12 protein-coding genes and 1 riboswitch are annotated in these 13813 nt (G+C 72.5%); of the genes, 3 read left to right on the top strand and 9 right to left on the bottom strand.

Going from position 1 to position 13813, the window contains the following annotated elements; translation table 11 throughout:
- Nucleotides 1-71: 71 nt before the first annotated feature.
- Nucleotides 72-2279 (top strand): Stk1 family PASTA domain-containing Ser/Thr kinase, encoded by a 2208-nt coding sequence (pknB, locus tag DPA01S_RS02230; protein ID WP_232302963.1) that lies wholly within the window; start codon nucleotides 72-74, stop codon nucleotides 2277-2279.
- A 30-nt stretch (nucleotides 2280-2309) separates the two neighbouring features.
- On the opposite strand, the gene DPA01S_RS02225 is transcribed toward pknB, so the two are convergent.
- From DPA01S_RS02225 to DPA01S_RS02205, 5 genes are read right to left on the bottom strand one after another with little or no spacing between them, the layout of a single operon-like run.
- The gene (locus DPA01S_RS02225) at nucleotides 2310-3716 is read right to left on the bottom strand and encodes a class II 3-deoxy-7-phosphoheptulonate synthase (protein WP_061913766.1); all 1407 of its coding nucleotides are present in this window, start codon (nucleotides 3714-3716) and stop codon (nucleotides 2310-2312) included.
- 36 nt (nucleotides 3717-3752) lie between these two features.
- Complete coding sequence (locus DPA01S_RS02220) at nucleotides 3753-4250, bottom strand: polyadenylate-specific 3'-exoribonuclease AS (protein WP_007632179.1); 498 nt, start codon at nucleotides 4248-4250, stop codon at nucleotides 3753-3755.
- Nucleotides 4251-4254: 4 nt separating this feature from the next.
- Nucleotides 4255-4995 (bottom strand): lysophospholipid acyltransferase family protein, encoded by a 741-nt coding sequence (locus DPA01S_RS02215; protein WP_061913764.1) that lies wholly within the window; start codon nucleotides 4993-4995, stop codon nucleotides 4255-4257.
- A 45-nt stretch (nucleotides 4996-5040) separates the two neighbouring features.
- Complete coding sequence (locus tag DPA01S_RS02210; protein WP_061913762.1) at nucleotides 5041-5928, bottom strand: hypothetical protein; 888 nt, start codon at nucleotides 5926-5928, stop codon at nucleotides 5041-5043.
- Nucleotides 5925-6386 (bottom strand): SRPBCC family protein, encoded by a 462-nt coding sequence (locus DPA01S_RS02205; RefSeq protein WP_007632184.1) that lies wholly within the window; start codon nucleotides 6384-6386, stop codon nucleotides 5925-5927. The genes DPA01S_RS02210 and DPA01S_RS02205 overlap by 4 nt, the downstream gene beginning before the upstream one ends.
- A 139-nt stretch (nucleotides 6387-6525) precedes the next feature.
- Here DPA01S_RS02205 and DPA01S_RS02200 point away from each other — a divergent pair, with 139 nt between their 5' ends.
- On the top strand, nucleotides 6526-8325 hold the full coding sequence (locus tag DPA01S_RS02200) for an AMP-dependent synthetase/ligase (RefSeq protein WP_007632186.1): 1800 nt from the start codon (nucleotides 6526-6528) through the stop codon (nucleotides 8323-8325).
- Nucleotides 8326-8389: 64 nt separating this feature from the next.
- On the opposite strand, the gene DPA01S_RS02195 is transcribed toward DPA01S_RS02200, so the two are convergent.
- The 4 genes from DPA01S_RS02195 to DPA01S_RS02180 form a co-directional block, all read right to left on the bottom strand.
- Nucleotides 8390-9523, bottom strand: coding sequence for a glycosyltransferase family 4 protein (locus DPA01S_RS02195; protein ID WP_007632189.1), 1134 nt, complete (start codon nucleotides 9521-9523; stop codon nucleotides 8390-8392).
- Between the two features lie 93 nt (nucleotides 9524-9616).
- The gene (locus DPA01S_RS02190; RefSeq protein WP_061228911.1) at nucleotides 9617-10774 is read right to left on the bottom strand and encodes an NlpC/P60 family protein; all 1158 of its coding nucleotides are present in this window, start codon (nucleotides 10772-10774) and stop codon (nucleotides 9617-9619) included.
- A 169-nt stretch (nucleotides 10775-10943) separates the two neighbouring features.
- Entirely contained in the window at nucleotides 10944-11561 is a 618-nt protein-coding gene (locus tag DPA01S_RS02185) for a C40 family peptidase (protein WP_061228910.1), read from the bottom strand.
- Between the two features lie 13 nt (nucleotides 11562-11574).
- Nucleotides 11575-11724, bottom strand: a riboswitch (cyclic di-AMP (ydaO/yuaA leader).
- A gap of 79 nt (nucleotides 11725-11803) precedes the next feature.
- A complete protein-coding gene (locus DPA01S_RS02180) occupies nucleotides 11804-12013 on the bottom strand; it encodes a hypothetical protein (protein ID WP_232302962.1) in 210 nt (69 codons plus the stop codon).
- Nucleotides 12014-12198: 185 nt separating this feature from the next.
- Here DPA01S_RS02180 and DPA01S_RS02175 point away from each other — a divergent pair, with 185 nt between their 5' ends.
- Nucleotides 12199-13812, top strand: coding sequence for a DEDD exonuclease domain-containing protein (locus DPA01S_RS02175; protein WP_232302961.1), 1614 nt, complete (start codon nucleotides 12199-12201; stop codon nucleotides 13810-13812).
- The last annotated feature ends 1 nt before the right edge of the window (nucleotide 13813 follow it).

The following is a 13813-nucleotide window of genomic DNA, read 5'->3' as shown; positions in this document are numbered from 1 at the left end:
TTAGACCCCGGGCCGCGTCAGGACGTCTCCGGACGTACCGCGGACGGGGCGGGAGGGGCAGAATGGACGCTATGAGCACTTACGACGGGCAGCCCCCCGGACCAGGCACCCTGCTCGACGGGCGCTACCGGCTCGACGCCGTGATCGCCCGCGGTGGCATGTCCACGGTCCACCTGGCCACGGACGAGCGGCTCGACCGTCACGTCGCCGTCAAACTGCTCGACCCCACCCTCGCCGGCGACCGCGCGTTCGTGGACCGGTTCACGCTCGAGGCCCGGTCCGCCGCGCGCCTGTCCGATCCCGGCATCGTCCAGGTCTTCGACCAGGGCGTCGAGGCGGGGACCGCGTTCCTGGTCATGGAACTGGTGCCCGGCGGCACGCTGCGCGAACTCCTCGACGAGCGCGGGCCGATGCCGCCGTACGCCGCGGCCGCCGTACTGCGCCCGCTGCTCGGCGCGCTCCGCGAGGCCCACGCCGCCGGCCTCGTCCACCGGGACATCAAGCCCGAGAACGTCCTGATCTCCACGACCGGCGCGGTCAAGCTGGCCGACTTCGGCCTGGTGCGCGCGGTCGCCGAGTCGCGCGCCACCTCCAGCAGCGTGGTCATGGGCACCGCCGCGTACCTCTCCCCCGAGCAGATCTCCGGTGCCGACACGGACGCGCGCTCCGACCTGTATTCCCTGGGCGTGCTGGCCTTCGAGATGCTCACCGGGGAGCCGCCGTTCAGCGGCGACAACAACATCGCGGTGGCCTATCGTCGCCTCGACACCGACGTCCCCGCGCCGTCCGACCAGTCCGACACCGTCGCCGAGGACCTGGACCACCTGGTCCTGCGCGCCACCCGGCGCAGTCGCGAGGACCGCTACGCCGACGCCGACGAGATGCTGCGCGACCTCGACCGCGCCGCCAGGATCGGGCGGTTCCCCGACTACGTCGTCCCGGCGCCGAGGCAGTCCTCGTGGACGCGGGCCCGGGCGAACGCCGCGCGCGCCACCCCGGGCGGGGAATCCGAGTTCGACGCCGCCGACCGCGAGAGCGGCGAGGCCCTGCGCCGCGGCGACGGTCCGACGCCCACCCGGGTCCAGACGCGTGCCGACCTCGCCCCGGCGCCCCCGGCCGGCGGCCCCGGCACGCACGCCGGCCCCGCCGAGCCCGCCCGCGCACCGCGCGCCGAGGTGGAGGCCGCGCCCGACCGCGACATCATCCGGCCGCGCCGACAGCGCGGCATGTTATGGCTCATCGTGGTGCTCGCCGCCGCGATCGGACTGGCCGTGGCCGGGTGGTGGCTCGGCTCGGGGCGGTTCGTGGAGGTGCCCTCCGTCCAGGGGATGTCGGTGGGCCAGGCCACCGACGCGGTCAACGCCGTGGGGCTCGCGGCCGCGACGCGCGACGCCTTCAGCAACGACGTCCCCCCGTCCGGCCTGGTGGGTACCGACCCCGCGGCGGGTGAGAAGGTGCCCCGCGGGGACACCGTGGCCGTGTTGGTGTCGGTGGGGCGCCCGGTGGTGCCCGAGGTGGGTGCGAACCGGACCGTCGACGCCGTCTCGGCCGCCCTCCGGGAGAACTCGCTGGAGCCGGTCCGCGGCGGCTCCGAGTACTCCGACTCGGTGCCCGTCGGCCAGGTGGTGTCGTTGCAGCCCGGCGCGGGCACGACCGTCGACGTGGGCACGCGCGTGGCCATGATCACCAGCTCCGGGCCGGCGCCGGTGGCCGTGCCGGAGGTGGTGGGCCTGGCCGAGGACCAGGCGCGCGCCGCCCTCGAGGGCGCGGGCCTCGCCGTGTCGGAGGTCAGGAGGGTGTACGACGACGAGGTGGACGGTGGCCTGGCCGTGGGCACCGACCCGGACGCCGGGACCGACGTGTCCCGCGGCGACGGGGTCGTCCTGCTGGTCTCCAACGCACTGACCGTGCCCGACATCAGGGACGTGCCCGTCGACGAGGCGACCGACGTGCTCGAGAAGGCCGGGTTCACGGTCGTCCTCGAGTCGCCCGTCACCGATCGTCAGGTCGCCGACGGTCGGGTGGTCCGTACCGAGCCGCCCGCCGGGACCCGCCTCGACCCGTCGGGCGCCGTGCTGCGGATCGTGCCGTCGGACGCGGTGACCGTCCCGGTCGTGCTTGGCTCACGCGCGTCCGACGCCCGCCAGCGACTGCAGGAGGCCGGACTGCGCGCCACCATCGACGCGGGGACGTCGAGCGGCATCGTCTACGGCCAGACCCCGCTGCCCGGCCGGGTGGTGGCCCGGGGCAGCGAGGTCGAGATCGACGCCCTGGGCTGACGCGTCGCGCCGGCGGCCGGGCCCGACGCGTCAGTGGCGCAGCATCTCCGCGACCAGGTAGGCCAGCTCGAGCGACTGCTGGGTGTTGAGCCGCGGGTCGCAGGCCGTCTCGTACCGGCCCGCCAGATCCAGGTCGGAGATGTCCTGGGCGCCGCCGAGGCACTCCGTGACGTCCTCGCCGGTCAACTCGATGTGGATCCCGCCGGGATGCGACCCGAGCGCGTGGTGCACCTCGAAGAAGCCCTGGACCTCGTCGATGATCCGGTCGAAATGGCGGGTCTTGTACCCGTTCGACGTGGAGTGGGTGTTGCCGTGCATCGGGTCGCACTGCCAGATGACCTTGTGCCCGGTGGCCTCCACCGCACGGACGATCGGCGGGAGCGCCTCCCGGACCTTGTCGTTGCCCATGCGGGAGACCAGGGTGAGGCGGCCCGGCCGGTTGTCCGGGTCGAGCTTCTTCACGTACTCGACCGCCAGCTCGGGCGTCGTGGTGGGACCGATCTTCAGTCCGATGGGGTTCTGGATGAGCGAGGCGAACGCCACGTGCGCGTCGTCGATGCCGCGGGTGCGCTCCCCGATCCACAGGAAGTGGGCCGACAGGTCGTACAGGCCCGGCTCGGCGTCACCGGTGAGTCCCGTCCCGTCGTCGGCCAGGCGCAGCATCGCCCGCTCGTAGTCCAGGACCAGGGCCTCGTGGGAGGAGAAGATGTCGGCGGACCGCAGGTTCGCGTCGGAGACGCCGCACGCGTCCATGAAGCGCAGGCCCCGGTCGACCTCCGCGGCCAGGGCCTCGTAGCGGGCACCGGCCGGCGAGCCGGCTACGAACTCCATGTTCCACTCGTGCACGCGGTGCAGGTCGGCGGTGCCCGACGCCGTCAGGGAGCGGACGAGGTTCATCGCCGCGGCCGCGTTGGCGTAGGCGCGGACCAGGCGGGACGGGTCGTGCTCGCGGGCGGACTCGTCCGCCTCGATGCTGTTGACCATGTCCCCCCGGTAGGACAGCAGTCCGGTGCCGTCGCGGTCGGCGGAGCGGGGCTTGGCGTACTGGCCGGCGATGCGACCGACCTTGACCACGGGCATCGAGGCGCCGTAGGTCAGCACGACCGACATCTGCAGGAGCGTGCGGATCACGCCCTTGATATGGGGCTCGGTGTTGGCCTCGAACGTCTCCGCGCAGTCACCGCCCTGCAGCAGGAACGCCCGACCGTGGGCCACGTCCGCCAGGCGGTCCGAGAGGTGCTCGACCTCGGAGGCCACGCAGATCGGCGGGACGCTCTCGAGGACCTTGCGCATGGCGGCGGCGTGCTGCGGGTCCCACGACGGCTGCTGCAGCGCCGGCCGGGAGAGCGCATCGGCCAACTGCCTGTTGAGGTCCGCGGAGAGCGGCGGCAGGTCGGGGAGTTGCGCGATGTCGACGTCGACTGTCCAGTTGCTCACCCCGGCGACGATACGCCACCGCGCGCGGGCGAGGCCTCAGAGACCCAGGTGGGGCGCCTGCTCGGCGATGGCCCGGAACCGCATCGCCACATGGCGGGCGTCACCGAGTGCGTCGTGTGCGCCCCCGGGGTGCGCCGGCAGCTCCGGCCGGCCGGCGAGCTCCCACAGTTGGCGGACGTCGCGGGTGAACTTGGGCATCGCCGCCGGGAGCTTCGTCATGTCGCCCCACAGCTGGCACACCGCGACGTGGTCATAGGCGCCGATCCACGCCCACATCTCGACCGGGCCGGTGGGCCGGGCCGTGACGAAGTCGTACAGCTCGTCGCGGATCCGGGCCCTCGACATCCACGCCGCGGACGACGGGTTGGGGAGTTTGGGCAGGACGTTGCGGCGGACCCACGGGCCGGCCGTCGACGAGTCGAACTCGGTGGACACCGCGTAGAACTCGCGACCGTCCTCGGCGACGACCCCCACCGACACCAGGTCGATGGTCGTGCCGTCCTCGATGAACTCGCAGTCGTAGAAGTACCGCACCTCGTCAGCGCTGTCCGTCGACGGGCTGGTCGAGCAGGTTGTGCCCTGACTCGCGGACCGCCTGGTAGCGCTTCTTCATGTCCGCGCCGTAGATGTCGTGGACGTACTCCTGGCCGGTGAGTGCCTGGATGCGACGCATGAGCTCGTCGGTGACCTCGCGCTCGGCCGCCCGGTCGCCTTCACGGCCGGCCCACGGCGAGAGGTCGAGCGGCTCGCCGAGCATAACGCGGACCTCGGTGCGCGGGAAGAAGCGGAACCTGGTCGCCTTGCGGACGTACTCGCCGGTGCCGGAGACCCCGACGGGGATGATCGGCACGCCCGCGCGCAGCGCCAGCCGGGCCGGCCCGGTCTTGCCCCGGTAGAGCCGTCCGTCCGGGGAACGGGTGCCCTCGGGATAGATGCACAGGATCTGCCCGGACGACAGGACTTCGAGACCGGCGTCCAGCGCCGCCTGTGCGGCGTCGGCGTTGGTGCGGTCGATCGGGTACTGCCCGGAGCCGGCGAAGAACCACCGGCTGAGCATCCCGCGGATGCCGGTTCCCGTGAAGTAGTCACTCTTGGCCAGGAACGTCACCCGGCGCGGCAGGAGCAGCGGGGTGAACAGCCAGTCCGCGACCGACTGGTGGTTGCCGACGAGGAGAGCGGCCCCCCGGGCCGGGAAGTGCTCGCGTCCCGTCACGACCCGCCGACTCGTCACCCGGAGGAACGGGCCGATGAGCACGCACTTGAACAGGTAGTACAGCAACGCGGTCCCCGGTCCTCTCGTGGTGCCAATCGACGAATGCGGATACTACCCGGCCGTGTCGGCGGAACCGGTCGGCACGAGGTTCTGCGGCCACAGATCGGGGTCCGGGAGAAAGCGTAGCCGGACCCGCCCGGCGCCGGCGTCGAAGGTCGAGTCGACGAGGACGCAGCGGGTCAGCAGCGGCGGCAGGCCGAGAACGGCGCGGAAACCGTCGTGTTCGAGGCGGAGCCGGTCGCCCTCGACGGACGCCGGCGTGGAGGGCGCGGTCGGGACGGGGTATTCGACGCGGTATCCCCCGTCGCCGTCAGGCGCCACCTCGGGCCGGACGGCGCCGCGCGCGAGCGCCGCCATCGCGGCCGTCCGCTCCGGTGCGCGGCCGACGACGATCACCTCGAGCGGGCCCGAGAGGAAACCGGCCACGTCACCGGCGAGCAGCGCGAGCCGGTGCGCCTCCCGGACACGGGCGTCCGCACGGGCGCCGGCGGCCATGGACGCGAAGCGCACGTTCGCCGGCCACTGCGACTCGACGAAGGCGGCCAGTTCCCCGGCCGCGGCGATGCGGCGGACGGCGGCCAGGTCCCCGTCGAGTTCGACCACGACGACGTCCCAGTAACCGGACGCCGCCGCGCGGCGCGCGTACTCCCATCCGAGCACGGCTGCCAGCGGTGTGTCGCCGCCTGCCGAGAGGGCGGCCAGGACGTCGTCATCCGGGTCGGCGGCACCGGATCGGTACGCCTCCAGCCTCGCGGTCGGGTCGTCGGCGCGGACCTCGACCGGGCCCTCGTCGGAGGTGTCGAGACGGGGGTCGACGGCATCAGGGTGCCCGGTCAGGACCAGGGCGGTCCGCCCGGACTCCGCGAGTAGCCCGCCGGTGACGCCGGCGCGTTCGGCCGGGTCGCCGCCGAGGACGACGACCACACGGGTGTGGTTCACCGGGACTCGGCCCGTCGTTTGAGCTCACTGAGCGCGTCGCCCAGGATGCGTCGCTGGGCACGGCTGCGCAGACTGCCGATCACCGGCACCGTCAGTTCGATCTCCAGTTCGTAGTCCACCCGGGTGCCGGCTTCCACGGGTTCCAGACGATACGACCCGCGCTGGTCCCGCTGCAGCGTCGAGCTCTCGAGGCGCCACTCCACCGAGCGGTGATCCGCCGACCAGGAGTACACGAGCACGTACTCGTCGACGATCGCGCCCGCTCGCAGCTGGAACCGCACTCTGTCCGGGCGGCCGTCCGCGCCCGTCGACAGCACCTCGGCGGCGTCGATCGACGCGGACCACTCCGGATAGGCCGCGAAGTCGGCGATGACCGCCATGACGTCCGCCACCGACGCGTCGACCACGGTGGAGTCTCTGGTCGGCCAGACCTCGGGGGCGCCGTCGTGCTCGCTCATGCCCTCCAGCTTCACACATCCCGACCCGGGATGCGCCCACGCCGAGTCCTGAGGGTGCCGGTCGCCGTGGTCGCCGTGCCGGGGCGGCGATAGTGTGTGGTCACCGACATACGACGAACGTCACCACCGGGAGGACCCTTTGCGCGAATACGTCGCGGCACCCGCCACCTTCACCGTCCCCGACGACTGGTCCTGCGTTCAGTCGGCCTACGACCGAGCGGAACAGACTCCGGAGAACGTGGCGTTCCTCAAGCCCGTCGGCGGGCGGTGGACGGACGTCACCAACCGTGAGTTCGCCGAGGAGGTCCGCACGGTCGCCCGCGGCCTCGTGGCCCTGGGCGTCCAGGCGGGCGACAGGGTCGCCCTGCTCAGCGCCACGCGCTACGAGTGGAACCTGATCGACTTCGCCATCTGGGCGGTCGGGGCGGTCACGGTGCCGGTGTACGACAGCTCGAGCGCTGACCAGATCCGGTGGATCATGGAGGACTCCGGCGCGAAGCTGATCATCGTCGAGAACGACACCCACGCGGCGACGGCCCGCGAGGGCATCGAGGGGCTCGAGGTCTCCGACGTCCTCGTGATCGACGGCGCCGAACCGGTTCTGGAGACTCTCACCGCCCAGGGCGCCTCGGTCGACGCCTCCGTCCTGGACGAGCGCCGAGCCACGGTGCGGGCCGACTCGCCCGCGACACTCATCTACACCTCCGGCACGACGGGGCGCCCCAAGGGCGTCATGCTCAGCCACCACAACTTCATGTCCGAGACGCTCGCCGTGCTCGAGACGCCCTTCAGCCAGATCCTGCGCATCGACGCGACGTCGGTGATGTTCCTCCCGTTGGCGCACGTGCTGGCCCGCGCGATCACCTATGCCGGCTTCCACGCCGGTGTGACGATCGCGCACTCCTCCGACCTCACCAACCTCGTCGACACCTTCGGCGAGATGAAGCCGCACTACATCCTGGCGGTCCCCCGCGTCTTCCAGAAGGTCTTCAACAAGGCCCGGGCGACCGCCCAGGACGGCGGCACGGTCAAGGCGTGGATGTTCGACAAGGCGGCCGACACCGCCGTGGCGTACTCCAAGGCCAACCGGGGCGACGGCCGCGTGGGTCCGCTCCTCCGGCTGCGCCACGCCCTCTTCTCGAAGCTCGTGTACGCCAAGCTCGTCAACGCCCTCGGTGGACGCTGTGAGGTCGCCATCTCCGGTGGCGCGGCCCTCGGTGACCGGCTGACCCACTTCTTCGACGGCATCGGGGTCAACATCTTCGAGGGTTACGGCCTGACGGAGACGTGCGCCGCGATCACGGTGAACACCCCGGGCCACATGCGCATCGGCAGCGTCGGCCAGCCGCTGCCCGGGTGCGCCGTCCGTATCGCCCAGGACGGCGAGGTCGAGGTGAGCGGCCCCGTGGTGGCCTCCGGCTACTGGCAGAACGAGAAGGCGACCGCCGAGTCCTTCACGGACGGCTGGTTCCGGACCGGCGACCTCGGCTCGCTGGACGAGGACGGCTACCTGTCGATCACCGGCCGCAAGAAGGAGATCATCGTCACGGCCGGCGGCAAGAACGTGGCTCCCAACCAGCTGGAGGACGCCCTGCGCGCCGATCCCCTGGTCGCGGAGGCGGTCTGTGTGGGCGACGGCAAGCCGTTCGTCTCCGTCCTGCTGACCCTCGATCCGGAGGCCCTGGAGCGCTGGAAGTCCCACCACGACAAGTCGGGGTCACTGTACGAGCTGCTCAAGGACGCCGACATGATCGAGCACCTCGATCAGGCGTTGGCGCGGGCGAACCGCAGCGTGTCGCACTCGGAGTCGATCAAGAAGTACCACGTCCTGCCGGACCAGTTCACCGAGGAGACCGGCGAGCTCACCGCGTCTCTCAAGGTCAAGCGCAACGTGGTGCACCAGAAGTACGCCGAGCAGATCGAGGCCCTCTACGCCTGACGGCGCGGCCTGACGGTCGGGCCGAGCCGGACGGCACGACGGCCCGGACGCGTGCTCTCGCGGGTCACTCCCCCGAGAGCACGCGTTGCATGTCCCGCGCCAGGTCCTCCCACCGCCAGTTCTCGAGGACCCAACGGCGGCCACTGAGCCCCATCGAGGACGCCCGCGGACGGTCCTCGAGCAGCCCGGCCACCGCGTCGACGATCTCGCGCCGCGAGGTCCCGTCCACCACGAGTCCGGTCCGCCCATCCCGGACCGTCTCCGGTGCTCCCCCGCTACGCCCCGCCACCACCGGTACGCCACACGCCGAGGCCTCGAGGTAGACGATCCCCAGTCCCTCCACGTCCAGCCCGCCGCCGCGCGTGCGGCACGGCATCGCGAAGACGTCGGCCATGCGGTGGTGGTCGACGATCTCGTCCGCGGGGATCCGGCCGGAGAAGATGACCCGGTCCGCCACGCCGTACCGGCGTGCGAGCCCCTCGAGCGTCCGTCTGTACGGCCCCCCGCCGACGACGACGAGGACGGCCCCGGGCACCCGGCGGGCGATCTCCGGCATCGCGCGGATGAGCGCATCCTGACCTTTCCGCGGCACGAGACGGGACAAGCACACGATCACGTCGCGGTCCGCGACCCCGTAGCGGTCCCGGATCGCCCGGCGCCTGACCGGGTCCGGGCGGAACCGTTCCGTGTCGACACCGCCCGGTTGACGCACCAGCCGTGCCCGGGGGCCGAAGGCCGCGGAGACGCGCCTTCGCGTGTAGTCACTGACGTAGGTGATCGCGTCGGTCGACTCCCCGATCACGCGCAGGACCTGACGCGACCCGGGGAGCATCGACCATCCCACCTCGTGCCCGTGGGTACTCGCCACGATCCGCTCCACGGGACCCTCACGCAGGACCGGGGCCATGGCCGCGAGCGGGGCGGCCGCCCCGAACCAGATCGTCGTCGCCCCGAAATCCGAGGCGAGGCGGCGCGCCCGGGCCGCCAGGTCCGGCGTCGGCAGCAACATCTCGGTGGGCACGCGCTCCACGAGATAGGGCTTCGACGCGTCGTACTCGGCGGACTCGGCACCGCGGAACGTCGACGCGAGGACCGCGACCTCGGCGGGGTCGAGGTGGCTCAGGTACGTCTCGAGATAGGACTGGATCCCGCCGGGGCGCGGCGGGTAGTCGTTGGTGATCAGCAGGGTCTTGGTCATCGACTCCGAGCCTGCCACAGCACCTACACCGGCCCCGCGCGACCCGGCACGACCCGTGCGCCCCGGAAACGTCACGGGGCCGTTGGCGCGCGGTCAGTACCGCCGGATCGAGTGGATCGGCATAGCGTCGACCCTCTCCAGTCTGACGGGGACGCCGTAGGTCGGGGCGTGCAGCACCAGGCCGTCGCCGGCGTACATCCCCACGTGGGTTGCCTCCGGGTAGTAGATGACGAGATCGCCGGGACGGGCGTCCCGCATCGCCACGGGCGCCCCGGAGACCGCCTGCGCCTGGCTCGATCGTGGCAGGGTCTTGCCCTCCCGGGCGTACGACCACACCATGAGCCCGGAGCAGTCGAACTCGTCGGGACCGGTGGCGCCCCACGAGTACGGAGCGCCGAGCCGGGTCAGTGCCACGCGGAGCGCGGCCGAGTTGGTGTCGTCCACGGGCGGGGCGACGTAACCGGCGGGCATCACCGGCCCGCCGACCCACAGGGCCCGCTGCCCGTCCGACAGGGAGTCCACGCGGCGACGTACCTCGTCCATGAGTTCGCGCATCTCGGCCATGCGCCGGTCGAGGTGATCGGCGTGCTCTCGCGCCGCGCGAGCGGAGGCCCGCGCCGTATCCGCGGCCCTGGTGGCGTCATCCCGGAGGCGTGCGGCCGTCTCGGAAGCCGCCCGCGAGGCGTCCAGTGCGCTCGTGGTCGCGCCGGACAGCCGGCGTAGCGCGTCCAATCTGTGCACGAGGTCCCGTGGGCTCTCGGCCAGCATCGCGGCCCGGGTCGCGCCCGGGTCGCCACCTCGGTACCTCATGGCGGCGAGGTGGTCGACGAGGGACTGATCCCTCACGGCCGCACCGTCGGCCACCGCGGCTCGGCCGGCGGCTGCCCCGGCGGCCAGCTCGAGGCGATCGCGCTCCCGCTCGGCGCGGTCGAGTTCCGCGCGGGCCAGGTGGAGTTCCTCGCCGAGAGCCCCCGCCTCCTCGGACAGCCGCGCCAACTCGGCCAGGTCCTCGCCCGCCGCGGACACGGAGCCCTCCGGAGCACCGCGCGAGGCGGAGGCCGGCGCATGGACCGCGCTCTCGCTCAGAGTGGGGGGAGCGTCAGCCGCGGGGGCCGCGGTCGTCGTGGAGGCGGCGACGGGAACGGTGGGCTGAGCAGTGGCGGTGGGTTGAGCGGTGACACCGGCGACGGCCAGCAGCACCACGACCGCCGCGGCGGCGGCGAGCCTGTTCGCGCGGGCACGGGGCTTCATCTGCTCTCGTCGGTCTCTCGGATCCGGGGTTCGCCTGGGCGGGGCCGATCCGGACACCTGCGAAGGCATCCGGCACCCGAGAGGGGATGTTACATACGACACACCCCGCCCGGGTCCGGTACACGACCGGTCACAGGCGGGGTGCGTAGAAGTCGGAGACCCGACCCGCTCAGTAGTAGCGGGTGGCGCCGTAGAACGGCATCGAGTCGACCGGCGCGTAGCTCACGGAGGTACCGGAGTACGGGGCGTGGACGACCTGACCGTTGCCGGCGTAGATGCCGACGTGGGACGCGCCGCTGTAGAAGGCGACGATGTCACCGGGCTGCAGGTCGGACTTGGCCACCTGCGTGCCGCCGCCGATCTGGGCCTGGCTCGTGCGCGGGATCGAGATCCCCGCCTCCTTGTAGGCCCACGAGGTCAGGCCGGAGCAGTCGAACGAGCTGGGGCCGGTCGCTCCCCAGGCGTAAGGCGAGCCGACACGAGTGGTGGCCGCGTCCAGAATGCGCTGGCCGGTGGAGACCTCGGGCGCCGGGGTGGCGAACTCGACCGGAGCGGCCGGGGCCGCCTGGGCGGCCTGCTGGAGGCCGGCCGGAAGGGCGATGCCCTCCGGGACGTCGATGGTGACCTGGGCCGGAACACCCGGCAGCCGCAGCTCGACGGGGACGTCGACGGTCACGGGCGCGGCGGACGCGGTCCCGGAGCCCGCGACAGCGGCTCCGGCGGCGAGCAGTCCGGCGGCGGCCACGCGGCGGCCGGTCGAGCTGGTCTTGATGCTGTGGGCTCCCACGAGAGACTTTACCTCTTTCTTCCTGCGACACCGACCGGGTTAGCTGACGGGTTCGGACACGGAAGTCTGTCCTACGCTCGCCGACCTCCCGGTCGTCGAGCGATTCACCCCAGTGGAACGTGGTTCCCCGGCGCGCCCTCGGGCGCTTAGGCGTGACCCCGGCTCCCCACCGGCGGGCGGGGAATGACTTCCGAGGTCTCGAAAAGGTTACGAAACCATCTCGCCGAAGTCCAGTTCCCCGCTCACGCGGCGGTTTCCGCGGCCAGGATGTCGATGGACGTCACCATGCCCGCGGCTCGGAGGACGTCGATCGCCGTCCGCACCTCCGGGTCCAGCACGTACCCGCAGGACTCCGGAGAAAGCTCGTCTACCTGGTCCTTCTCGCCGAGCAGCAGGGAGACGATGCAGCCTTCACAGTCGCCCGCCACCGCCGGGCAGCGAGCGCAATCCATTGACACCATGATCTACCTCACATTCCGTCCTGGGCGTGTTGCCCGTTCGTTATCGCGCCGCGATCCGGCCGCGGCGGTCGGCCCGGGAGGCACCCTAGGAACCGGGTACGACACACTCCCCCGGACCGTGACCCGGACGCCGCCCCCGGACGGCGATGTCCGACCCCGCCGCTACCGTCTCCGCCATGCCCCCCTCCACCTCACCGGCACCCGTCGGCGCGCAGGGCGCGTTCGACGAGCTCGAGCCGCTGCTGTCCGAGGTGACCTTCGTCGTCGTCGACCTCGAGACCACCGGCACCAAGCCGGGCGGCGACGAGATCACCGAGATCGGCGCCGTCCGGATCCGGGGAGGCGAGGTGCAGGCGGAGCTGTCCACCTTCGTCTCGATCGACGGCGTACTGCCGGGGCACATCAGCAGGCTGACGGGGATCGCCCCGGAGGACCTCGTCGGCGCACCGTCCCTCGGCGAGGTGATGGCGACGTTCCTCGAGTTCTCGCGCGGCGCTGTCCTGGTGGCACACAACGCCAGATTCGACCTCGGCTTCCTCCGCGCCGCCGCAGCCGCGACGGGCCACCGGTGGCCGGATCCCCCGTCCGTGTGCACCCTCGCACTCGCCCGGCGGGTGCTGCACCGCGGCGAGACGCGTGGCCACCGGCTCGGGGTCCTGGCCGCACACCTGGGCGCCACGGTCGAGCCCAATCACCGCGCCCTACAGGACGCGCGCGCCACGGTGGACGTGCTGCACGCCCTCATCTCGCGGGTGGGTGACTGCGGGGTGTCCACCCTCTCCGAACTGCTGGCGTACGACGGCCGCCTGGCTCCCGAGATCCGACGTCGCGCGACCCTCACCGAGGCGCTCACCGACGGCCCCGGGGTCTACGTCTTCCGCGACGAGGCCGGCGGGCCGCTGTACGTCGGGTCATCCGGCTCGGTGCGTCGTCGCGCGCGCTCCTATTACTCCGGCGGGGACACCCGCGGGCGGATGCGCACCATGGTCGGCCTGGCCGCCTCGGTGGAGTCGGTGCCGTGCGCCCACCTCCTCGAGGCGTGGACCGTCGAGGAACAACTCATCGACTCACTGCAGCCCCCGTTCAACAGACGGTCCCGCAGCCCTCGCCGAGGCTGGTGGCTCTCCCCTCCCACCGGCCGCGCCAGCCGTCCGACGATCGTCCGGATCCCGGACGACCCCACGGCGATCGGGCCGTTCCGTCGCACCGAGGACGCACGCGCCGCGTGGGAGGACCTCCTCGAGGCGTTCGGCGGTCGGCCCACGCCCGAGCGCTGGGCGGCGCTCGCCGACGGGCGGGACCAGGCCCCGCTGCACGCGCTCGTCGAGCAGATCGACCGACTCGCCGCCGACGGCGCCTTCGAGCGCGGGGCGAGACTGCGTGACAGGACCGCCGCCCTCATCCGGGTACTCGCCCGCCGGCAGGAGCTGGCCGCCACCGCCGCGCTCGCGGAGATCGTGCTCGTCCAACCGGCGCCCCGACGGGCCTGGGCGGTGGCGATCGTCCGCCACGGCCGGCTCGCCGGATCCGGCACGGTCCCACCCGGAGCCGCGCCGATGCCGGTCATCGACGGCCTACGGGCCGCCGCGACCACCGTGCGGCCCGCGCCCGGGCCGTTCGCCGGGGCGACCCAGGCTCAGATCCGGAACGTCCACCGGTGGATCGACTCCACGCAGACCCGCATCGTCTCGGTCGACGGCTGCTGGACGCTCCCCGTCCAGGGTGCGCACACCCTGACGGACTGGGCTGACCGGGCCGAACGCGCGGCCGCCGATCACCGCCACGCCTGAC

This window comes from Dietzia papillomatosis NBRC 105045 (genome assembly GCF_001570845.1).
Classification (GTDB): domain Bacteria; phylum Actinomycetota; class Actinomycetes; order Mycobacteriales; family Mycobacteriaceae; genus Dietzia; species Dietzia cinnamea.
This window is presented reverse-complemented; position numbering and strand designations above follow the sequence as displayed.